At 69.4% G+C, this 22504-nt stretch carries 16 protein-coding genes; 12 read left to right on the forward strand and 4 right to left on the reverse strand.

Annotation, left to right across the window (positions count from 1 at the left end; all coding sequences use genetic code 11):
- Nucleotides 1-61 precede the first annotated feature (61 nt).
- From ACQPY0_RS40655 to ACQPY0_RS40700, 10 genes are all read left to right on the forward strand, one after another.
- Nucleotides 62-529: a hypothetical protein gene (locus tag ACQPY0_RS40655; RefSeq protein WP_432973521.1), complete on the forward strand. Its 468-nt coding sequence runs from the start codon at nucleotides 62-64 to the stop codon at nucleotides 527-529.
- A complete protein-coding gene (locus tag ACQPY0_RS40660) occupies nucleotides 526-1584 on the forward strand; it encodes a tyrosine-type recombinase/integrase (RefSeq protein WP_432973523.1) in 1059 nt (352 codons plus the stop codon). The genes ACQPY0_RS40655 and ACQPY0_RS40660 overlap by 4 nt, the downstream gene beginning before the upstream one ends.
- A gap of 757 nt (nucleotides 1585-2341) precedes the next feature.
- Nucleotides 2342-3745, forward strand: a complete 1404-nt coding sequence (locus ACQPY0_RS40665; RefSeq protein ID WP_432973525.1) for a hypothetical protein — start codon at nucleotides 2342-2344, stop codon at nucleotides 3743-3745.
- Nucleotides 3742-4356 (forward strand): hypothetical protein, encoded by a 615-nt coding sequence (locus ACQPY0_RS40670; RefSeq protein WP_432973527.1) that lies wholly within the window; start codon nucleotides 3742-3744, stop codon nucleotides 4354-4356. Before ACQPY0_RS40665 ends, ACQPY0_RS40670 begins: the two co-directional genes overlap by 4 nt.
- A gap of 653 nt (nucleotides 4357-5009) precedes the next feature.
- Nucleotides 5010-5426, forward strand: coding sequence for a MarR family winged helix-turn-helix transcriptional regulator (locus ACQPY0_RS40675; protein ID WP_432973530.1), 417 nt, complete (start codon nucleotides 5010-5012; stop codon nucleotides 5424-5426).
- Between the two features lie 2 nt (nucleotides 5427-5428).
- Nucleotides 5429-6640, forward strand: a complete 1212-nt coding sequence (locus ACQPY0_RS40680) for a hypothetical protein (RefSeq protein WP_432973533.1) — start codon at nucleotides 5429-5431, stop codon at nucleotides 6638-6640.
- A gap of 32 nt (nucleotides 6641-6672) precedes the next feature.
- Nucleotides 6673-7929 carry a cytochrome P450 gene (locus tag ACQPY0_RS40685; protein ID WP_432973536.1) on the forward strand — a complete coding sequence of 419 codons (1257 nt, stop codon included), beginning with the start codon at nucleotides 6673-6675 and terminating at the stop codon, nucleotides 7927-7929.
- Nucleotides 7926-9692: a non-ribosomal peptide synthetase gene (locus tag ACQPY0_RS40690; protein WP_432973539.1), complete on the forward strand. Its 1767-nt coding sequence runs from the start codon at nucleotides 7926-7928 to the stop codon at nucleotides 9690-9692. Before ACQPY0_RS40685 ends, ACQPY0_RS40690 begins: the two co-directional genes overlap by 4 nt.
- Nucleotides 9689-10591: an alpha/beta fold hydrolase gene (locus tag ACQPY0_RS40695; RefSeq protein ID WP_432973542.1), complete on the forward strand. Its 903-nt coding sequence runs from the start codon at nucleotides 9689-9691 to the stop codon at nucleotides 10589-10591. Before ACQPY0_RS40690 ends, ACQPY0_RS40695 begins: the two co-directional genes overlap by 4 nt.
- Nucleotides 10588-11622: a threonine aldolase family protein gene (locus ACQPY0_RS40700; protein ID WP_432973545.1), complete on the forward strand. Its 1035-nt coding sequence runs from the start codon at nucleotides 10588-10590 to the stop codon at nucleotides 11620-11622. Before ACQPY0_RS40695 ends, ACQPY0_RS40700 begins: the two co-directional genes overlap by 4 nt.
- Before the next feature lie 639 nt (nucleotides 11623-12261).
- Here ACQPY0_RS40700 and ACQPY0_RS40705 read toward each other — a convergent pair.
- From ACQPY0_RS40705 to ACQPY0_RS40720, 4 genes are all read right to left on the reverse strand, one after another.
- On the reverse strand, nucleotides 12262-12960 hold the full coding sequence (locus tag ACQPY0_RS40705) for a hypothetical protein (RefSeq protein WP_432973547.1): 699 nt from the start codon (nucleotides 12958-12960) through the stop codon (nucleotides 12262-12264).
- A gap of 19 nt (nucleotides 12961-12979) precedes the next feature.
- Entirely contained in the window at nucleotides 12980-13495 is a 516-nt protein-coding gene (locus tag ACQPY0_RS40710) for a hypothetical protein (protein WP_432973550.1), read from the reverse strand.
- On the reverse strand, nucleotides 13492-18696 hold the full coding sequence (locus tag ACQPY0_RS40715) for an RHS repeat-associated core domain-containing protein (RefSeq protein ID WP_432973553.1): 5205 nt from the start codon (nucleotides 18694-18696) through the stop codon (nucleotides 13492-13494). Before ACQPY0_RS40715 ends, ACQPY0_RS40710 begins: the two co-directional genes overlap by 4 nt.
- A gap of 215 nt (nucleotides 18697-18911) precedes the next feature.
- Entirely contained in the window at nucleotides 18912-20297 is a 1386-nt protein-coding gene (locus ACQPY0_RS40720) for an IS1380 family transposase (protein ID WP_432972463.1), read from the reverse strand.
- Between the two features lie 509 nt (nucleotides 20298-20806).
- Here ACQPY0_RS40720 and ACQPY0_RS40725 point away from each other — a divergent pair.
- Nucleotides 20807-21376, forward strand: coding sequence for a dihydrofolate reductase family protein (locus ACQPY0_RS40725; RefSeq protein WP_432973556.1), 570 nt, complete (start codon nucleotides 20807-20809; stop codon nucleotides 21374-21376).
- 315 nt (nucleotides 21377-21691) lie between these two features.
- Nucleotides 21692-22378 (forward strand): MarR family winged helix-turn-helix transcriptional regulator, encoded by a 687-nt coding sequence (locus ACQPY0_RS40730; RefSeq protein WP_432973559.1) that lies wholly within the window; start codon nucleotides 21692-21694, stop codon nucleotides 22376-22378.
- The last annotated feature ends 126 nt before the right edge of the window (nucleotides 22379-22504 follow it).

The following is a 22504-nucleotide window of genomic DNA, read 5'->3' on the forward strand; positions in this document are numbered from 1 at the left end:
GCGCGTTCGAACACTCCACCAACGCATCTGTGCTGGATTCGGCCGCACGGCGGTGCCGTCCATGACCAGCATCGTGCCCGCAGTCGTCCCGGCTTCCCTCGCGAACACGACGAGCGGCCACGCAGCGACGAGACGACCCGTCCGTGGTCCGCTGCCGTTGCCGACCTTCACCGATCGGCGGACCCGCCGGACGGTCTACGCCCTGCCGGCGATCGACTGCAACGGCAGGCTCGCCGATCAGGCCATCGTCCGGGTCATGGGCTGGAAGCCCGGCACCCGGTACGCGATCCAGGAGCACGATGGGCTGCTGCTCGTCGACGCCAGCCCACGGGGAGTATTCACAGTCAGCCGGCAGGGTCACCTGTACATTCCGGCCGTCGTGCGGCGCCGTTGTGCGATCTCGCCGGCCGATCGGCTGCTCATCGCCGCAGAGCCAGCCGAGCGGCGGCTCGTGATTCATCCACCGGCCGCCATTGACGCAATGATCGCCGATCGTCACCGCGCTGTGCTTGGCGGTGACGCCACATGACCGCCGCACGTGCGGACCTCGACGCCGCCCTGCTGTTGCTGGACCGTCTCGGCGTCTCCCCCGCCGACCTGCACCAGGCCGCACGCGACCGTCGGCAGATACCCACATTCACTGAGTACGTCCCCGTCGTAGCTGACGCCGTGGGGAGCGGCAGCCGCCGCGCCTACAGCTCGTACTGGAAGCGGCTGGTGGATGCTTGGGGAGACCGGCGTCTAGACGAGGTGACCCCGTCCGAGATCGAACGCCTGGCTCAGCAAATCAAGGCGAACGTCGTGCCGCGGCGCAACGCACGCGGAGGCCGCAGCGCCGCGGAGCTGTTCATCGCCGCATTGCGCTGCCTCTACAAGCGGGCCGTCGCGGACGGGTACCTGACCGCCGCGGATGACCCTGCCCAGAAAGTGGAGAAACCCCGCCGGCTGCCCAGCACCCGCCGGGCGATCGCTGACACCCGCTTGGCAGAGATCAACCAGGTCGCGAGCGCCACGGGCGACGATCCAAATCTGGACACCCTGCTGTTGCGCCTGCACACCGAGACTGCGTGCCGCCGAGGCGGCGCGCTCGCGCTGTTGCCGTCGGACCTTGACTCGGAGCAGTGCCTCATCCTATTGAAGGAGAAGGGCGAGACAGTTCGGTGGCAACCGGTCTCCCCCACCCTGATGCGTCACCTGCTGCAACACATCGAGGAACGCCACGCCTCACCTAGCACTCCCGTTCTCCGCTACCGTGACGGACGGCCAATCTCCCGGCGCCGATACGACCACCTCTGGAAACGGATCGGACGCGCACTCCCCTGGGTGATCACCCAGCAGATCAGCACCCACTGGCTGCGGCACACCACGCTGACATGGGTCGAACGCCAATTCGGCTACGCAGTCGCGCAGGCATACGCCGGTCACATGAGCGGCGACGCCAGCGTCACCGCCACGTACGTTCGGGCGACACTCCACGAAGTCGCCGCTGCGCTCGCAGCGCTCACCGGCGAGTCACATCCCCTCGCCCCGGCATTGACATCGGGCCTGATCGCCCATACCGCCAGCGTCCGAGAACGGGTCTAACCATGGCGCTTACCGAGCCGGGCACGGTCTCACCGGCCGAACCCCCAACCTTCCGATTACAAGGTGTCGCCTCGGGAGGATCTGGCAGATCATAGCCGGTCACAGCAGGTGTATTGAGCTGCAACGATTACCCTCTGTGCCCTTGTGGGACCTGGTGGATCCGGGCATGGTTTCGCTACCGATCTTGCTACCGGTTTCACGCTGCGAACGCTAACCCACGGCGGTCGAGAGCATCGCGCGGCGGTCGTTGCGTGGTGTCGCGGATGCGAATCGCCCCCTCGCTGGCGTGAGCCAGCAAGGGGGCGATCGTGGGCGGCGGGATGTCCGGCTGGGGCCGGTAGGAGCTACGCGGCGGCTCGGGAATCGCCATCCTCGAAGCCGCGGATGTAGCCGGCCAGGTAGGCGACGCTGGGCCGAGACAGGTCGATCCGGCGGTCCGTTGCCGAGGGGCTGAGGCGATCAGGTTTCGTGAGCTGTCGTGCCAGTGCGAGTCCGGCACCGAGACCTACGAGTGCCGCGGCCCCGCAGGCCGTCATGGTCCGAGCCGTGCTGTCCATCTTCCTGTCCCCCGTCGGCGTGTCCGGAACGTCGCCTACACGATGCCGTGTCTGCGTGACCTGCGGTAGTTGGCCAGCCTCGCCAAGCACCCCGTGTGCGGCCCTCCGGCTGGCAACACCGCTAGTTGATCAAGGTGGCCTCGGCGGGTTGCCGCCCGCTGAGGCCGTCCACCCCTCTTTCGACTTGGAGTGCAAGAGAGATGGCAAAGAGCAGCGTACGTGCGCGCCCCGGACCTGACGTCGATCAGGATCGTCTCGATCCGGGTTGGCGTGAGCGTCGGGTACGTCGGCTGGAGCGCGATGTCGCCGTTGTGGAGCGGACCGGCGGGTGGATCAACCGCGCCGTGTGGGGCATCGCATTCGGCGTGATGGTCTACGGAGCGGTCAATGTCACGCCGTTGCTCATCGAGCACGGCGTGCTGCGGTGGACTGCTCCGGGTCTGCCGCTGATGGTGGACCTCGCGATGTGCATCGGGCTGTGGGGCGACCGGATCATGCACCAGTACGGCCGCACGGCCGGGTGGGTAACCGCGCTGCGGTGGATCACGGCAACGATGACGCTAGCGCTCAACATCGCTGGCCCGGTGCTGGGCCTGGACTGGGTCGGGTTGGGCATCCACGCCTGCGGGCCGCTGCTGATCCTGGTAGTCGCCGAGGCGGCCGGGTCATTCCAGCGGCTCTTCGCTGAAGTCGTCACAGAGTTGCGGGCGGAGATCGATCGGCAGCGCAGCACTCTGGCCATCGACACCGCAGGGGCCGTCAGCACCGTCGCTGTCGTCCCGGCCCAGCCCGGGCCATTCGGCGGAGACGGGAACGCGGCACAGCAGCCGACGCACGATGCGCGAGACCAAGGCCATGGCGGGGTTGCCTCGGAGCCGGCCTTTCTCGGAGCGGCTGCGGGCTCGACCGCGACGGCCTCGACAGGAATCGGTCGGCTCGACGGAGACCAGACACCCGCCCGTGATCCGGAATCCGCCGCAGGTCTCGAGAAGGTTCGCCAAGCCGGGCGAGACGAGACTCTGGCCGGAACTCTCGCCGGCCAGCCCAGTGCGCTGGTCGACGCCGCCGACTTGAGCGAGACAGTCTCGCAAAACGAGACGCCGTTGCCGACAAGACTGGAGTCGAGACGAGACGAGACGAGAGTCGAGCGCACAAGACCGGCCTACCGCGTGAGCGGCGAGACGAGACGGGACGGAGTCTCGGCCGGTCACGAGACGAGACGAGACGACGGTCCAGGGGGCCAGGACGCTCCGGACCGCGCGGTCGCGCCGCTGGCAGCCGGTTCGCGGGCAGCTGACGGCGACGCGCAGAGCATGATGTGGTCCCACTTCCAGCAGTGCCGCGCCGCCGGGATTCCGGTCACCGGGGCAGACCTGGATCGGGTGGCCGGTACGAACAACTACGCGAGCCGCGTCATGCGGAGTTGGGTCGAGGCAGGCTTGATCACCGAGCAGGACCGCGACGACGCGCGTGCAGGCCGTGGCACCGCCGGAGCTTCGGATGTTGAGCCTGCCGTGTCCGAAGGGGGTGGACAGGAGAAACGGGGCGAATCAGCATTGCGGGTATCGATCTCTTCGATGGCGGGAGTAGGTGGCGCGGGATGAGCAACAACGACATGACCGCCCGTGGGGGCACTGCGGCGACCGGTGGCGCCAGGTCGGGCCGCTCGCTGGCGCATCGCTGCCCGCGTGATCGTGAGCATCACGCGGTGGCGGTCCCGATGCTGTACGAGTCCGGCCGGGCGCAGATCGACATCGCGCTCCGGCACGGCCCGGGTGGCGTGCACGGCCGCTCGACGGGTCAGGCGCGAGCCGAGACGGGACTGTCCGCCGCGCTGGCGCCGCCGGCCCAGTTGCCGTCATGGCAGCGGTCTGTTCGCGTGGCGGTCGGCGCGGTCGCGTTGTTCGCGTTCTTGGCGTTCGGTACCGCCGCTTCGCCGTCTGAGGAAAACGCCGTCGCGTTCAAGTTGTTCGGCACGGTCGCGGTGGTCGTGGCTGTGGTGTCCGGGCTGAAGGCGCTGGCCCGGCGTCGGGCCCACGAGCAGTTTGGCGCGGCCCACGCGGCGGCGGCAACGGCCTGGCGGCGGGCGATGTTCTGCACGCAGTGCGCCGCGTCGTGGGTGCCGGGCGACCGGCGCATGATCGGGCACGACCGTGCGCTCGGTCGTGTGCTGCTCCACCGGGCCAAGGCCGACCTGGCGCGCCCGCAGAAATAGCGCGGCCCGTTGGGCTGCGCAGCAACGCAGCCCAACCCGCGAGTCGCCCAGGCGCACATGCTGCGCCGATGCACGACTCCCCACGGCGAACATCCAAGTCCCGCGTTCGCGCGCTCCGTGCTGCCCAGCTCGTCACGGGTCTTCGGTACCAGAGCGCCGCAACGTTGACCGCATCGAGGACTCGTCTGGCGGCGGCGATGTATGCCGGCCTCGGCGGCAGGCGTATCGAGGTCACGGCGCATCGTGGCACCGGCCGCTCACAGCATCTTCCGGCGGCATCGAAAACTGGCTAACCCTGGCCAACTATCGCCGGACCGGCGGGACCGGCAAGGTCGAGGCGTGCGTCTCCCCCTCCAGACGACCTTCGGGTCTGGGAGCCGGGACGCGTGTCTGACTGCTGCGCGTGTGCGCGTTGACGCCGACGGGGGCCTTTCGATGACGAGCAACCAGGTGAGGAAACCGCCCGTCTGGCGTCGGCTGGCCGTGGGCTGGACGGCGAGGTTCGCGCCGCCGTATCGAGGCCGGCACCGGCCGAAGGGCTGGACGGCCCATCGGTTGTGGAACCGCAGCCGGTGACCGCGCCGACGTCCGGGCCGTCCGGCGCACGGCCGACACATGCGCCGGCAACGTCGCCGGCCGGGGCGGTGCTCGCCGTGGCGCGGGTGGCCGCACATCTGCGTGGTGAGGTCGAACGGCGGGTGCTCGAGCCGGCCGGGGTGAGTTGGACCGCGTTCGCGGCGCTCACCGCGATCATCGACGGCCAGGACGCCATGCGGATGCATGTGGTGGCTGCCGCGACGGGGATGGCGCAGGGCACGACGCGTAGCGCCGTGGCCCGGTTGGAGCGGTTGGGGTGGGTCAGCCGGAGTACCCCGAGTCGCGATCACCGGCAGGTTGAGTTGCTGGCCACCGAGTCCGGGCGGCAGCGTGCGGCGCAGCTGCGTGCGGCGGTCGCGTCCGTCGAGCAGCAGCTGATCCCGGACCCGCGAACGCGGCATGTGCTGTTGGTCGTGGCCGAACGGGTCCGGCCGTATCCGCGGCGTGGTCGCCGTCAGGGCCGGGGGGCTTGACGGTGACCACGCCGCAGCACACCGCGCCCACGCCTGCCGCCAGCCAGACCTTGCGCTTCGACCCATTGGCGGCGCTCCCGAACGCCACCGCGGCAGCACTCGCGCGCCGCGCGCCGGCAGGGGAGCACGTCGGTTTCGACGAACCCTCCGGTTTGTGGCTGATCGCCGGTGACACCGTCGTCGGCCAGGCGTGTTGCGATCCAGCGACGTTCGGCGAAGTGCCCGTGCCGGCCGTGCTGGGCGACGATTCGCACGGTTGGCGCGATGCGCTGGCCCGGTCACCGATCCGGGCGCCGGCGGTACCGCTGGATGTGCGAGCGCGGGCGATGCTGCGGATCGTCTGGCCGGCGGCGACCGTGCAGGCTGGCTTCGTCTGGGGCCACCGGGTCCGGGTCCACGCCGACCAGGTCGCTGCAACGCTCGCCGATATGTCCGGCGGCGCGACCTCGTGGCCGGCTGGAGGCGGTGCGCCGGTCGACCAGCTGGTGCGCGCGGTGGTCAGCTCGATCTTCGGCGTCTGCGCCACCACGATCAACCGAGTCCGCTCGCTCCGTGACCAGCTCGCGGATGCGTGCATCGCACCGGTGACGGAGGCGGTGCTGCCGCTCGCGGTGCTGCGCGAGATCGTGGGCCGCCTCGTGCGTGACCGTGCGGCGGCACCAACGGGCGTGTTGCACCCGAACCAGGCAGATACGGTGGTCGACGACCTGCTGGCCTGCCGGGGCGCGGGCGCCGACCTCGTGCCATTGGACGACATCACCGCCCTGTGCAGCGCGCTGTTCGCCGCGGCCTGGGACGCCACCGCCGAGCTACTGCCCCGCCTCATCGACGCCCTGCGCGTCACCATCACACACGACCCGGCCGCGGTCGCCGGCCTAGCCACCGACGCCGGGCAGCGGGCCGACCTCATCGCCGCCGCCATGCCACCCGCGCCGCCGGTAGCCGGGTGGCTTCGCGTCACCACACAGCCGGTTCTGCTGCATCACGTCCGTATCCCGGCCAACGTGCCATGCCTGCTCGTTGTCCGCGCCGCGCCGAACGCCGACCGGCAGCCGCCACAACTTGCCGCGCTGCGCTGGCTGGCACCGGCCAACCCGGATGGCGCCGGCATGACCCTCGCCCGGCTGGCCGGCGATCGGCTGCTCGCCGCGGCTGCGCAGCGTCTCACCGGCCCGCCTGACCCCCTGGCCACCGCGGCACGCGTTGTGCGGTGACCGCGCCACCCCCCTTTGGTTGAAGGAGCATCATGTCCACCGTTGCCGCCCACGAGTTCGACCGGCTGAGCCTGCTGCAGCTGCAGCTGCCGGAGACCATCGCCGATCCGAGCGGCTTCTACGATCGGCTCCTGGACGCCGGCACGGTGCTCGATCCGGTCCTCGGGGCATGGCTGGTGCCACGGCACGCCGACGTCCGGGCGGTGCTGGCGCACCCGGCCGCGTCGGTCGTGATGGACCACGCCGGCATGCTCGCGCGGTTCCCGGGCGCCGGTCTGGAGCAGGCGTTCGCGGCGCTGGACCTGCACGTGTCGTTCGTCGACGGCGAGCAGCATCGCCGGCTGCGCCGCGTGCTGGCCGAACCGGTCCAGGTCCGGCACGTGCGCACCCGCCTCGCCAGCCTGGTCACGGACGCGGTCGCCGCAGCCCTCGATGACCTGACCGGCGAGTCCATGCCTGACTTGGTGACCGGGTTTGCCGCCCGGATCCCGATCGACGTCACCCGAGCGCTGCTCGCCATCCCGGCCGACGTCAGCACCGCAACGATCCGCCGCTGGTCCCTGGCCTGGGGTGACGTGGTCGCCGCCCCCGGGCACGTGCCGACCACCAACCGGGCGGCGACCTTGCACACCGTCGCGGAACTCGCCGCGTTTCTCCGCCAGCACGTCACCGACCGCGAGAAGGCGCCCGGCACGGCGATGATCGATGTGCTCGTCGCGGCGATGCACGACGGCGCGATCAGCCGCGACGCGCTGATCGCCAACCTCATGATGTTGATCACCGCTGGGAACGAGACCACCACGAACCTGCTCTCCGCCGTCCTCATGGCCCTGGCTGACGAACCTCGCCTCTGGACAGTGTTGCGAGAGGACCCGCAGCAGGTCCCCGACGCCGTCACCGAGCTCGGCCGGCTGCACCCGCCGACGCAGTACACCGCGCGGCGACTCCTGCAGCCGGTGACCCTGTCCACCGGCCAGGTGCTGCCGGCCGGGGCGAGCGCGGTCCTGATGCTCGCCGCCGCCAACCGCGACCCGGCCGTGTTCCCCGAGCCGGACCGGATCCGGCTGGACCGGCCGGGCCGCCCGATGACGTTCGGCCACGGCCCGCACGCCTGCTTCGGCGCACCGCTGGCTCGGCTCGAGGTCGACACCGCCGTGCGCATGCTCACCGCCCGGTACACGCGCCTGCGGCCCCGGCCGGGGCGCCGCTGGCGGCACAACGCCAACCTCCGCGGCCTGGCACACCTGCCCGTCCAGCTCGACCGCACCGACACGGCGGGTGCCCGATGAGCCCGCGCATTGGCAGCATCGCCACGATGGGCACCGTCGCGGATCTGATCTGGCAGCAGGCCGGAGCGGCGCCCGACGCGGTCGCGGTCATCGACGCGACCGGCACGGCAGTGACCTACCAGGAGCTCGCTCGCCGGGCCGACGCGGTCGCGGCCCAGCTCGCCGCGGCTGGCGTCGTCACGGACGAGGTGGTTGGGGTCTGGCGGCCGCGATCCGTCGACGGGCTTGTCCAGGTGCTCGGGGTCTGGCGGGCCGGCGGTGCCGTGCTCTACCTCGACCCCGACTGGCCAGCCCGGCGCCTGCAGTACATGGCCGCCACCTCCGCCGTCCGCCTCGTCCGCGCCGCCGACCCCATCCCGGACCTTTCGCCGCTGCTGCCGGCAGCCGCAGCAACAGCGGTCGGCCTGGAGCCAGTGCAGGGCCCGCTGTGCTACGTGGTGTTCACGTCCGGCTCGACCGGTACCCCGAAAGGTGTGCTGATCGAGCACCCAGGCGTCATCAACATGGCCACCGCCCTCTCGCGGCGGTTCGCCGTCAGCGCTGAGACCCGGGTGCTGCAGTTCGCCGCCTGGTCGTGGGACGCCGCGATGGCCGAGATCCTCATGACCCTCACCGCCGGTGCCACGCTCGTGCTCGCCCCCGACACCGCGCGAACGGGCGGACCAACCCTGGCCCGGACATTACGCGAACACCGCGTCGACGTGGCCACGCTCACCCCCTCGGTCCTCGCCGCCCTCCCCTCCGACGACCTGCCCGCCCTGCGCACCGTCGTCGCAGTCGGCGAGGTATGCCCGCCGCGTCTGGTCGAACGCTGGGCCAGCCCGCAACGCCGGTTTTTCAACGGCTACGGGCCGACCGAGGCGAGCGTGGCCGTCACCGTTGGCGAGCTCCATCCCGGCCAGGAGGTGCACATCGGCACGCCGCTGCCCGGCGTAACCGTCCAGGTTGTCGACGAGCACGGCCGCCCTCAGCCGCCAGGTGCGGTCGGTGAGATCGTCGTCGGCGGGATCGGGGTCGCCCGTGGCTACGCGGCCAGCCCCGCTGCCACCGCCGCCCGGTTCACCACCGACACAGGCGGACGCCGCTGGTACCACACCGGCGACCTCGCCACCCGGCGCGCCGACGGTGTCCTCGTCTACCTGGGACGCACCGACGACCAGGTCAAGATCCGCGGGCACCGGCTCACGCTCGGCGAGGTCGAGCACATCCTCACCGCCCACCCCGCCGTGCGCGCCTGCGCGGTCGTCGCCGTCGCCGGCCGGCTCATCGCGCATGTTGCCGCCGATCCGGACTACACCGGCGGGCTGCCCGAGGCCGACCTCGCCGGCGCACTGTATGGGCACGCCGCGGCACTGCTGCCACCGCACGCGGTGCCCGCCATCCACGTGGTCGCGGCGTTGCCGCTCACCGCCGCCGGCAAGGTCGACCGCGAGTCCCTCCGGGCAGCGCAAGCAACAGCCGCAGCGCCGGCGACGCACGACAGGGAAGATCTGTTGCCAGGCGGGTCGCTGGCCGCCGTGCTCGATGTCGTAACGGCCGCGCTCGACCGACCTGTGCACCCGGACACCGACATCATCGACGCGGGCGGGCACTCGCTGCTCGTCGCCCAGCTCTGCGTCGCGCTGAGCGAAGTCCTCGGCCTCGAAGTCCCGTACGTCGCGGTGGCCCTCAACCGCACCCCGGCCGGCATCGCCGCCGCCATCGACGACCTCGCCCCCGCCCCGGCGCTCGGCCCGGCCATCGCATCGAGGAGCGCCGTGTGAACGTCACCCTCGCGAACCCGTACCGCGTGGTCACCGTCGCCGCAGGCGTTAACCTCGCCGTCTACGACACCTGCGGGACTGTTGTCGCGGCCGGGCCGCCCGTCGTCCTGCTGCACGGGCTGGCCAGCACGCACCGCTGGTGGGACCTTGTCGCCGATCGGCTACCCGGCCTGCGCCTGATCCGGTTTGACCACCGCGGTCACGGCCAGTCCAGCACCCCACCCAGCGGCTACACCGTCGACGCCTTCACCAACGACGCCGCAGCGGTGCTCGACGCCCTGGCGACCGGGCCATGCGTCATCGCCGGGCACAGCCTCGGCGCCACCATCGCACTCGAACTCGCCGCCCGCCGACCCGACCTCGTCGCCAGGCTGTGCCTCGTCGACGGCGGCGTCTACAGCCCGCAGATCCTGTTCGGGGCCAGCTGGTGGGAGGCGCAGTACCGCATGCTGCTCAACCGGCGCATCGCCCCAACACCCGCCATGCTCGCCGCCTGGGCCCGCGGCCACGGACTTCCCGCTGCCGCCGTCCCCGCCTTGCTCGCCAACTACCAACCCGACCCCACCACCGCCCCGGATCATCCCGGACCAGTAGGGCTTCGGCTCGCCGTCGAACACGAGATCCAAGCCGCCCGAAGCCTCTGGCGCCACGACCCGGCCGCGGCCCTCGCAGCGACCGCCGCCCCGACCGTTGCGGTCCTCGCCCGGCCCAGGGATCCCGCAGCGGCCGCTACGCACCTGCAGGCGCTCCTGCACACCTTCGACCGAGCCGGCCGCATCGTCCCCGTGCGGTGGGTCGACGGCGGCCACGACCTCCCGCTCGAACAGCCTGAGCATGTCGCAGCCTCCATCACCCACCTCGCCGACACCATCCCGGCTCACCACGGAGTAGACGCATGAGCAGTCACCAGCAACGCGTCGTGGACCTGCGCAGTGACACCGTCACCCGGCCCACCCAGGGGATGCGTGCCGCCATGGCCGCCGCTGACGTCGGCGATGACGTCTACGGCGAGGACCCAACCGTCCGCGCGCTCGAGGATCGCGTCGCCGGGCTGTTGGGCCACGAAGCCGGACTGTTCCTGCCGACCGCGACCATGGCCAACCAAGTCGCCGTCCAAGCCCTGGTACCGCACGGCGGCGAGCTCCTCTGCGCCGACGACGCCCACGTCGTCAGCTACGAAGGCGGCGCCGCCGCCGTCCACGGCGGCATCACCACCCGCACCTGGCACAGCCCCGACGGGTTCATCGACCCCGCCACCATCGCCGGCATGATCCGGACCGGCGGCGGCTTCGCGCTGCGCACCGGCGCGATCGCCATCGAACAGACCGCCAACCTCCCCGGCGGCATCATCCACCCGCTCGACCGGCTCACCGCCCTCCACACCGTCGCCAGCCGCGCGGGCGTCGCCCTGCACTGTGACGGCGCCCGTCTCTGGCACGCCCACATCACGACCGGCACCGCACTCGACACCTACGGCCGGCAGTTCGACACCGTCGCAGTCTGCCTCTCCAAAGGACTCGGTGCGCCGGCCGGAGCCGTCCTCGCCGGGTCACACGACCTCATCACCGACGCGCGGCGGCTACGGCTTCGAGCAGGCGGCGCCATGCGCCAAGCCGGCGTCCTCGCCGCCGCCGGCCGCTACGCACTCGACCACCACCTTGCACAACTCGCCGACGACCACGACCGCGCCCGCAACCTCGCCAACGCCCTGGCCTTCAGCGGCATTGTCGACCCCGGCCGGGTCCACACCAACATCGTCCTACTCGACCTCACCAAAACCCGCTGGACTGCCCCCGCATTCGCCGCGGCCGCCCGTGGCCGTGGCGTCCTGCTCGTCGCCGTCGGCCCACAGCAGGTCCGGGCCGTCACCCACCGCGACGTCACCAACGAGCAGATCATGCACGCCAGCGACGTACTGCAACACCTCTGACGACACGGCACCGTCCCCAGCCGCACCCGTGCTCGCCGCAATGGCCGACTCCATGATCGCAGGCATGAGCGTCATCACCGCTGTCCTCGGCAGCTGGTTCGGCACGACCGCGCAGGGCGCCATCGCACGGTGGATCGACCAGCGCCTCGCCGCGGAACTTCGCCGATGGCGGGACACACCCCGCGGCCGATGGACCGACGCCATCTACGTCAACGGGGCCCGCACCGCTCGCGGTGCTCGGCGACAAGGCCTGATGAATGCCCCCCACGGCCGAGCCGGCCGCGGCCGCGTTTTGGCGCTGGAGACTGGGCGGCCGACGCCGTCACCTAAACCGTTGGAGGTCGCCGTCCGAACCTGACATGTCCAGCATATGGGTGAAGCTCCGATTCGCTCCGCCAACGCCGTGCGGATGAGAGACCTGCGGCCGTTGCCGGTCGCCCAGACCACCACACGCCCCGCCCCGTGGTTCCAGTTTCGCTGACGATCGATATGAACGGACGGACGTCACGCACTCGAACCGGGTCGACCTCACTGCCACGATCCGCGGGATTTTGGCCAGATTAGACGATCATCATCGAGATCGGATATCTGTCCCAAAACTCCACGCCGCCAACTCTCCGCGTCGATTCCGTACCGCACCTACCGAAGCCGACCGAACAGGTCCAGCAGGCCACGGCCCGCCTCGTCGGTTCCCCACAATGACCGGCGCAGCAGCAGCTGCCGTTGTCCTGACTCGAGTTCCGCCGTCCAGATGCCGATCTTTTCCTGCGCACTGTCCCGCTGCGCCGCAGGCCAGCCGAGGACCGCGTCCCGCGCCGCCGCCAGCCCGGCATCGAGGTCCGCAACGTAGACATAGTCGCCTCCCTCCGGCAGACGCTGAGCGGACAGGTCGATTCCGTACCGGAAGCCGACCTGCTGCAGGTCAGCGTCGCTGAAGTCGTTGCCGCGGAACTCGTTCTCCCCGCCGTCGCCGCCGACGTCCCGGGCACAGAACTCCGCATCTTCCAGCACTCCCGTGAACACACAATCGATCAGCGAAATCGACCGACCCGACACCCGACCGAACGCAACGTCACGAAACGAGCAACGCACGAACCGCGCCCGCCCACGCAGCAGATCCGCCTGCATCCCATCGAAGACGCAGTCGACGTACTCGGATACCGAGCTTCCGGAGCCCACCACGAACTCCTCGAGCCGCAACATCCGGAACGAGCAACGCTCGAACGTTGCATCCAACGCAGAGAAGTCCACGACCGGGCGCCCAGCGGCGAATTCGAGGGCATTGATCTCGACAACGTGTTCGGCATTCGCCGTAAGAAATCCATTCACCAGCTGCATCCCGTACCGGTCTCCGTCCTTAATCCCTGGGGATGTGGTACTGCGCCCAGCCGCAATCCTGGTAGAGCGCCTTACGGTTCTCCGGACCCCTTACCACAAACCTCTTGAACTCGCCTCCGGGCTTGTGCGGGTCACCGCCGCCAGTCTTCAATTCAACTCTATAGCCGGTATTTCGGTGAGTATAATCGGGACCCTTGGCGTCCCCAGTTCCGCCTCTGCGATACTTCCATTGTTCCGGAAACATGAGTTCAAGAATATCCGCCGTCAGATCATGAACGACTTGTCCGCGCTGCATCTCGGGGCTCGGGAACCCTTTGCCTCTTTCGACGGCCTGCCACTGTTCCGCTGACACCTTGCCGTTGATGCCGCCGCGGCCGAAGCTGTCGGTCACCAAGGTGGCAGCCCACTCAACAATGCCCTGCAGGAAAGCCTTGGTCTCGTCGTCGTTGCACTGCGGATCCTTCGTGCCGGTGAGGTCTGCCATCGCCTGCTGGGCGTACCAGTTAACCATCGCGTTCGCGGTCGAGGGGATCAACAGCGGGTTCTGGTCGTCCGCGTCGCTCGCGCTGGCCGCCAGAACGTTCGGCAGGTTCGCGGCGGTCGCGCCGGCGGTTGTGCCGGCGACGACAGTGTGATCAGTTGGCCGCCGGCGCCGGCTAGGTTGATGGGTGGCTGGACCAGCGCTGGTGCCTGGGTGATGGGTGGTGGCGGGGCGGCGATTGGCGGGTCGGATGTGATCGGCACTGACACCGGGTCCGACGGCGCGGTGGTTACACCCGCCGCAGTGCCGGACGAACCGAAGGTAATGTTGTTGGCCTCGTTGAAGGCCTTCACCGCCGGCACGGTGAAGTAGTGCGCTTCGATGTAGGCAAGAATGGCTGCAGGTGTCGCGTTCCAGGCCAGTTGCCGGTTCACCTCGGCGTAGAGGTTCAGGTCGCCGATCGCCGAGACGAGGCCACGGATCTGGTCCATGGACGGGGCCATGTACTGGGACGAGCTGTACTGCTGCTGTTGTGGCCAGCATCCGCCGTCCGTGCCGCCGCAGTTCTTCGCGTAGTTGTTGGCGGCCACCGTTACCCCGGCGTAAAGGACGGTGAACAGGATCAGGCCCTCGACGATTTCACCGACGGCGATGCCGGCCGCGACACCGCCGCACGGGGGGCAGTTGCCGGTGGGGTCGGCGTTGGCCAGGGGGCTGCCGTAGCCGTAGGCGTAGCGGTTGGTGGCCGACTGACGGTCGACGGAGACGTCGATCGGGTCACGCGCGAGGAAGCCTGCCGTCGCCGGGTCGTACCAGCGGGCGTGCGCGTTGACCAGGTCGGTGTTGAAGTCGGTGTACCCGCCTTGGAAGCCGGTCGAGAAGGGTCCGCTGCTGGCGGTGGTCTGCCCGTAGGGCGTGTAGCTGCGGGAGGCCAGGACGTTGCCGCTCTGGTTGCCGATCGCGCCGAGCTGGTCGCCATGCTGTTGGTCGTTGACCAGAAGTCGGCCGGGATCGGTGCCGTACTTGTCCGAGAATGCCGTGCCGGCGGGCGTGCGGAAGATCAGCGCATCGCCAAACGCCGTGGGTGCGCGGACGGCGTTGTTCGTCAGGTCGGCGTACAGCAGGTTGGTGCCATTGCGCTGGGCCAGTCGGCCCAGGGCGTCGTAGGTGTACTGGACCGTGAAGCCGGCTGCTTGGACCGACGTCGGCTGGTCGAACGCGTTGTTGCCGTATTGGACCGTGCTCCCGTTGGTGGTCCTCGTGCTGAGCGTGCCGCGGGCGGTCCAGGTGCTGGTGATGTTGGGCTCGCCGCCGCCGGTGGCGGTCAGCAGGCGGTTGCGCGCGTCGTAGGTGTTGGTCCGGGTTCCGCCAGGCCCGGTAGTCGTGGTCAGGTTCGATGCGGCGTCGTAGCCGTAGGTGATCTGCTGACCGTCCGGTCGGGTCCAGGTGGTGAGGCGGCCGAGGCCGTCGTAGCCGTAGGCGTTGTTCCCGCCGCCGGCGAAGCCGTTGGTGTTGCGGGTCTTCGGTAGGTCGTCGCGGTCGTAGGTGTAGGTCGTGGACAGGACCGAGGCGCCCAGCGCATCTTTCACCGTGTCGGTGCTGAGCCGGCCGAGGTCGTCGTACGTCATGGCCCGGGACGGCTTGCCGCTGCCGTAGCTCATGCCGGCCAACTCGCCGGTCGGCGCGTACGTCAGCGTGGCGACCCGCGGTGTCAGCGCATCCGTGATCGTGGTGAGGCGACCCGCCGCGTCGTAGCCGAACGCGCCCGACCCGGACGCATCCGTACGGCTGATGAGGTTGCCTTCGCCGTCGTAACCGAACGTCGCGTCGCCGGCCGTGCTGAACGTGCCGGTCTGCAGACCCCGGTCGTTCCAGACGTAGGTCGTGTCGCCGGTCGGGCTGCTGGCGAGGGTCAAACGCCCGGCGGCATCGTAGCCGTACGTACGGGTGATGGTGGGTTGTTCCGCTCCGCTGCCGCTCTCGGCCACGATCCGGCCGAGCGCATCGTAGGTGGTGGTAGTCGACACGCCGCCGGGAGCCGTGGTGTTGATCGCCTGTCCCGCCGCGTCGTAGACCGTGGTCCAGGTGGCATTGCCGCCCTCGGTGAGGTCCGTCGGCAGGCCCCAGGGGTTGTAGCCGGTGTCGGTCGCGTGACCGTTGCCGTCGACGACCCGGGTCAGCTGGCCGAGTGCGTCGTAGCCGAGCTGCGTTGTGACGGCGGTCCCGGCATCGAGCGGGTCCCGCAGCTGCGTGACGGCCACGTTCTGACCGGCGCCGTCGTAGGTGTACTCGGTCTTGCGGCCTTCCGCGCTGGTGATCACCAGGGGGCGTCCGGCCGCGTCGTACGTGGTCTGGGTGGTGCGCAACGGTGCCGACAGCACGCCGCCGGTGACGAGGTGGTCGGCGCGCCCGGTCTGCCGGCCGGCGGCGTCGTAGATGTAGCTGGTGGCCCGCGTGCCGGCCAGGATCTGCGCCGTGACGCCGCCGATCGCGTTGTAGCGCCTTTCCTGCGTTGTGCCGGCCGGGTTCACGACCTTGGTGGCCTCACCGGCGGCGTTGTATTCGGCGGTCGTGGTGTGGTTCAGCGGCGTCTTGACGCTGGTGCGGTTGCCGGCGCCGTCATAGCCGTAGGTGGTTGTGTAGTAGAGGGTCTGGCCCGCGACGCGCTCGGCGGCGGTCGTGGTGATCTGCTGGCCGCGGTCGTCATATGTGGCCGTGGTCTGCGCGCCGGTCGGATCGATCGTCTGTGTGGTCTCGCCGGCGCGGTCGTATGCGTTCGACCACTGGGGAGCGGTGAGCGGTCCGTCGCCGTCCGGGTCGGGATCGGTCCGCAGGGTCAGCCGGCCGAACTTGTCGTATTGGAACGTTGTCGTGCGGCCGAGGGGATCGGTCTGCTGGGCGAGCTGGCCGTCGAGGGTGTAGCTGGACGTGGCCGTGGGTGTGAGCGCGGTGCCGCCCGGTGGCGTGTACGGCGGGAGGGTTGCCCGGGTGGGCCGGCCGAGCCCGTCGAACTCGGCCGAGGTGAGGTTGCCGTAGGCGTCGCGCAGGTTGGTCGGGTCGCCGAAGGTGTTGCGGCCGTAGGTGGTGACCGGTCGGACCGCGTTCGTGGAGACGCCGTTGCGCCAGACGGTCCGGGATGGCTGGGTCTCGGTCAGTAGCTCGCCGTTGCTGTCATACGTGCGGTCGGTGGTGGCGCCGGCGGGGTCGATGATGCGCCGGACCAGGCCGCGCGGATCGTACTGGATCTGGCTGGTCAGCGTCGCCGGGCTGCCGCCGGTGTTGTCGATCGAGATGCCGGTCTGGTTGCCGTTGACGTCGTACGTCATGGTGGTCAGTGAGGGCTTGTCACCGGCCCGCGTGTATTCCATGGCGACGCGTGACAGCGCACCGCCCCAGCCGTTGGCGGGCTGGCTGTCGCCGATCTTGAGGTAAATCGTCTTCGAGGTGGCGAGTTCGGTGGCCAGGTTGAGGAACCATTGGGCTCGGTTTGAGCCGTTCCGGACGTCCCGCGTCTCGCGCAGCACCTCGCGCCAGTGCTGGTTGTCGGTGCTGAGCTGGACCACGTACTGGTTGTCGATCTCGACGTTGAGCGTGGCAGTCGTTGTGTCGGCGGGCAATGTGAAGCGGTACGTGAAGGTCACGTTGCCGTCGGCGTACCGGTCGCCGGCCGGGTCCACCTGGGAGCCACCGGCGTCAAACAGGTAGGGGGTCTCGGCGGAGCGATTGGGCATGAACGTGAATCCGTTGGTCCGCCGCTGAGGGGTGACCTGCCCGGCCGCGTTGAACGTGGAGATGGTCGAGCGGGCGATGCCAGCCGGGTCGATGCTTTCGCGGTTGCGCAGGCCGCCGTCGTCGTAGTCGTAGTCGCGTATGACCCCGCCTGCGCCGATGACCCGGGTGAGGTTGCCGCCATAGTCGTACTCATACTTGGCAAGCTGCTCGGTGGAAGTGATGTTGCCCTGCCCGTCGCGGCGGACCAGGTTCACCGTTTCGGGCAGGCCGTCGCTGAAGTACGTGTAGTCAGTCTCCCGGCCCATCGGGTCCACGACGCTGGCCAGCTGCCCGGCCGGGTCGTACGCCCGCGACTCCAGCACGAGCCGGTTGGCGTTCGGGTCCGCGGGATCGACGCCCGTCCCGACGGCGGTGGTCTCGATGAGGTGGCGGAGGTCGTCGTAGCGGTATTCGGTCACGAGCCCGTTCGGCTCGGTTACCTTCGCGATGTCGCCGGCTGTGTTCCACTCCTGCGTCGTCGTGCCGTTGTCGGGCCCTGTGGACGTACGTCGCCGGCCCTGTGTGTCGTAGGTGTAGGTCCAGATACGGTTGGCGTCACCGCCGGTGGCGTCGGCGAGGGCTGTCGTCGTGACGTGCCCGCCGGCGTCATACGTGTACGTTGTCCTGGCATGGGTCACGTTGGTGACCGGGTTCGTAACACCGGGCGCGGTCTCGTTGTCGACGAGCGAGGCCGCGTTGTAGGTGGTGGTCCAAGTTCCGTACGTCACCGTCTGACCGTCGACGACAGCGCTCTGGGTGCGGGAGGTGTTCCGGCCGAGCAAGTCGTAGCCGTAGGCCGTGCTCAGGCCCAGCGGGTCGGTGGAGCGGACCTGGTTACCGCGCGAGTCGAACTCGTATGTGGTCGCGCCGCCGAGCTTGTTCGTCGATCGCTTCACCAGTCCCGCAGGGACGGTCCCGCCACCGACGGCCGTCTCCGATCCGGTGGTGTACTCGATCGTCTCCGTGGGCGACACGGCGCCAGCCAGTGACGGGTTGACGATCTTCGTCGTGCGACCGGCCACGTCCAGCTCGTACGTGATGCGGTTGGCCGGATCAATGTCCCAGCCGTTACGGGCGCCGGAGTTCCACACGACCCGGTCGTTGCGCGGATCGAGTGGATCCGCGGCGTTGAAGTAGTAGCCGTACGTCTTCATCGCCCAGATACCGGACCGGAAGACACTGTCGGCCACGACATTGCCGCGAGCGTCGCGGGCAATCTGCCGCTCGCGCCCGTTCGCGTCCTTGTAGTTGTTGACGTACCCGTTGGCGTCGTAGTCCCAATGCTCGGTGCCGACACCGGTCTTACGGCTCACCAGGGCGTCGCCGCGAGCAGGGTCGTAGCCGTACGTGACCGAGTCGCGCCCGGTCGAGGCGACGGTGACGATCCGGCTGCCACTACTCAACACGGGCTGGGTGACAGTCCACGCCGCGCCGTCGCCGTCCTGCATGGTGGCGACCCGTCCGGAGGCGTCGTCGTACGTCACCTGCAGCGAGGTGACCGGCCCCGGGTCGACCGACTTAGCCTCGATCCGTGGATCGGCGCTTGCGTGGGTGTTTGGATGAGATCGAATTGATCTTGTTGGGTTGAGGGTGTGGCTGTGCTGCTGGCCCTCGGTCCAGCGTGCTCGGTTTCCTGCCCGTCGGGTTGGTTGCGGGTGGGGTGTTGCGTGGTGGTGCGTGCGGCAGGGGGTGGTCTGTCTCAGGTGGCGAAGACGGCGTTCCAGAGGGTGAGCCAGGCTGCGGCGCGGGGCCAGTGTGCGGGTAGGTGCAGTGTGGGGCGGTGTTGGGGGCGGGCGAGCCGGGCTGGGATGGTGATCAGGTGGGTGCGTAGGGTGGCGCCTCGGGCTTTGGTGTAGCGGGTGGTGCCGGTGAGCGTGCTGGCGGCGCGGAGCAGGTTGTGGCAGATCGCGGCGAGGATGGTCCAGGCGGCGTTGGCGGGGAAGGAGCCGGAGGGTTGGTGGGCCCAGGGGCCGTCGATGAGGTCGGACCAGACGGTTTCGCAGATGGCGTGCTGGCGGTGGGTGAGGTCGGCGTCGGTGACCGGTGTGGTGGTGTTGGTGAAGAACGGGTGGTAGCGCCAGACCGGGAACAGCGGGTCCTGGGTGTTGGCGTCGAGCACGCGGCGCACGACGAGCCGGCCGGTGGTTTCGTGGCGGGTGCCGGTGAACGCGGTGTACGGGACTTCGGCGACCTGGGCGTCGGAGATCAGCTGCCCGGTGTCCGGGTCGATGACCGCGCCGGGGTAGCGCACGGGTGTGTACTGCTCATCGGGAATGGTGGCGATGGCGGCGTCAACGGCGGGGTTGCGGGTGATCGTGAACGAGAACTGTGCTCCCGCTTTGACGACCGCGGTGACGTTCTTGCCGGAGCAGTATGCGGAGTCGCCGCGGACCAGGATGTTCGCCGGGTCCGCGCCGGCTGATACGGCGGTGTTGAGGGCTTCGGTGACCATGCTCGCCGCGCCCCTGCCGGAGCCGGCGCGTCCGGCTCGTAGCCGGACCGCGGCCAGGACCGGCGCCGCGTTCGGGGTGCTGATGGTGACGGCGAGCGGGGACAGGCCCCGGCGCAGCACGGTTTTGCCCGCGATCTTCGTGTGGCCGAACGACGCACCGTGCTTGGCGTGGCCGTAGACCGGGCGCAGCAGCGAGTCGATGTCGATGAACACGCGTTCGTCGATGCCGGCCAGCAGCGGGGTGCGCGCGGCGAGGGCGAGCAGGTGCCGGCGCAGGACCGCTGACAGTTGCCGGGTGTGGCCGTGGGTGAACTCCCGCAGCAGAATCCCCAGCGTCGCAGCGGCGTAGACGCCGCTGAACAGCTTGCCCGTCCCACCGGCGCGGATGACGTCGAGGTCGTCGATGCTGTCCGCGCCGGCGGCCATCCCAGCGACGATCGAGGTCAGCTTCGGTGTCGCGTTGGCCGCCCCGGACTTGACCCGCTCGTCGACGAACCGCACGTGCTCGTCCAGCAGCTGTGACAGTCCCGTCTGCTCGGCCAGTTCCAGCAGCGGCACCAGGCCCGCGTGCGACACGAGGTTGCCCTCATCGAACACCGCGCTGTCACCGCGCCAGGCATGAGATGCTTGCACCGAGAGTGTCCTTCCACGCTGGTCCGGTCAGGGTCCTAGACAAACCCGATCATCCCAGCTGGCAGGGCACTCTCGTCACATCTCCACACCGGTTCTGGTCACGGCGGAGCAATCCGGTCCACGGATCGAGGCTAAGGTCAGGCAGGCTCGCTGCGGCCTGCGAGGCACCCGCATCGGCGCACTGAAGGACAACTGGCCGGCCTGCCATTCGAGGAAGGCCGGGATGGTCCTGCGTTGAGAAGGCCGGCACAGTCGAAGCCTAGGCGACACCGACCACAGGATCACCTGTCGCCACAGCTAGTGCCGCGTCAGGCAACGTTTGCGACGTTCGGAGCGTGACTCTGAGCCGGCGTTGGTGGGAACGATTGCTGGGCCGGGCACCGCGCGTTCTGTGACAGCGCGGTGCGGCGTTGATGTAGTGCGATCGGGGCACCGATGAGAAATGGCCCCGGCGGTCGTCTAAGTAGGGTCCGATGAACGCGGGGCGCGCATCAAGGGAGAGCAACGAGATGAGAGCACTTCGATACTCGATCAACGTCACGCTCGATGGCTGCTGTCATCACGAGGCAGGGCTCCCCCCGGACGAGGAGTCGATGCGCTACTGGACCGCTGAGATGGAGCGAGCCGATGCCCTGCTGTTCGGTCGGGTGACCTACGAGATGATGGAGTCGGCGTGGCGGCAGCCGGCCACGGGCACGTGGCCTGACTGGATGGGTGAGTGGCAGATCCCGTTCACCGAGACCATCGACCGGGCGAAGAAGTACGTCGTGTCGAGCACGCTGAGCGGGGTCGATTGGAATGCCGAGCTGGTGCGAGGCGACTTGGGGCAAGCGCTTCAGCGGCTCAAGCAGGAGCCAGGCGAGGGCTTGTGGGTGGGTGGCGTGACGCTCCCCCTGGCGTTGGCAGATCTGGGACTGATCGACGAGTACGAGTTCCTTGTGCAGCCGGTCCTTGCCGGACACGGGCCGACGTTGCTCGCCGGCTTAGGCGAGCGGCTTGAGCTGAAGCTCGTGAGGCGCCAGGATTTCCGGTCGGGGGCGGTCGCCCTGCGGTACCGGCCCGCGCGAGTTACGGCTTGACGTGATTTGTCCTGGTGCGTTGGCCGCTGCCTCACGATGCGGCGTTTACGGCCGTTGATGTGGTTGGCGGGTCGTAGCCGCTGCCGGGTCGCCCGACGGGCGGCGACGATTGCCCGTTCGAGACATAATCGGATACACCGAGCATCAGGCAAACCGAGCCGAGTCGGGCTGGGTGCGGTCGAGAATCGTCATCATCGTCGATGGCCACGGACATCGGACTTTGCCGCTGCAGCGTACGATCGTCGGCGTGTTGCCAAACGCACGCTGAGTGACGCCGATGTGTTGACGTTCGTGGGTGGCTGGCCACACCGATGGATGCCGCTGCCCGTCGTCTCCGAGTGCGGTGTCTTCGGCCTGCACACCGCTTCGGCCTACCACAGCCAACGGGGACCCGCATTGAACACGAACGACGATCGGATGAAAGTAGCCCACTCGCCCGACACGGCAAGGTCAGTGCTGCACGACGGCCTGCCTCAATCGCTCATGACTGCGGTCGCAGAAGCCACCAGCCCGCAGCTTCCGGCGAGGCGCCGCCGGCCGGGAGCCGAGGCAGCAGCGGACCCGGCGCTGCCATCGCACGGGCCCAGCAGTCCGGATTTGGTGTCGGCGCTCGACCTGGTCGCGCAACGGTTCAAGGGCGCCGTACTGGCGGAGGTCCTGGCACCGAACGGGCTTACCTGGAGCGAGTTCCAGGTCTTGCGCATGGTTGCCGGCAATCCGGAGATCCGCAGCGTTGACGCGGCCAACCGGGTGGGCATGAGCCGGGGAACGCTCAGCGAGGTCGTCGGCCGGCTCACCCGGCGGGGGGCCGTGGCTCGGCTGGAAGTGTTGCAGAGCGGTCGCCAGGTGCTGCTACAGCTCACCGACGACGGCGCCCACCTGTGGCGCAGTATCGCGCCGCAGGTGGTGGAGACCGAACATCGTTTCATCGGGCTGGCCGGTGGGCGGCGCCTTCTCGAGGCCCTGGTCCACCGCATCACGATCGAGCTCGACCGTCCCTGAACGGCGACGCGATTCGTCGGCTCGTTGCGCCGACCCCACGCCGACAGCCGTTCGACGCAGGACGTGGTGGCAGCTGCCCTTCGGTCGGGCGGCTGTTGCGAGAAGCCCATGACGGCTGGCCGTCAC

Origin of the sequence: Dactylosporangium sp. CA-233914 (assembly GCF_050942935.1) — a bacterium.
In the GTDB taxonomy this organism is placed as follows: Bacteria; Actinomycetota; Actinomycetes; order Mycobacteriales; family Micromonosporaceae; genus Dactylosporangium.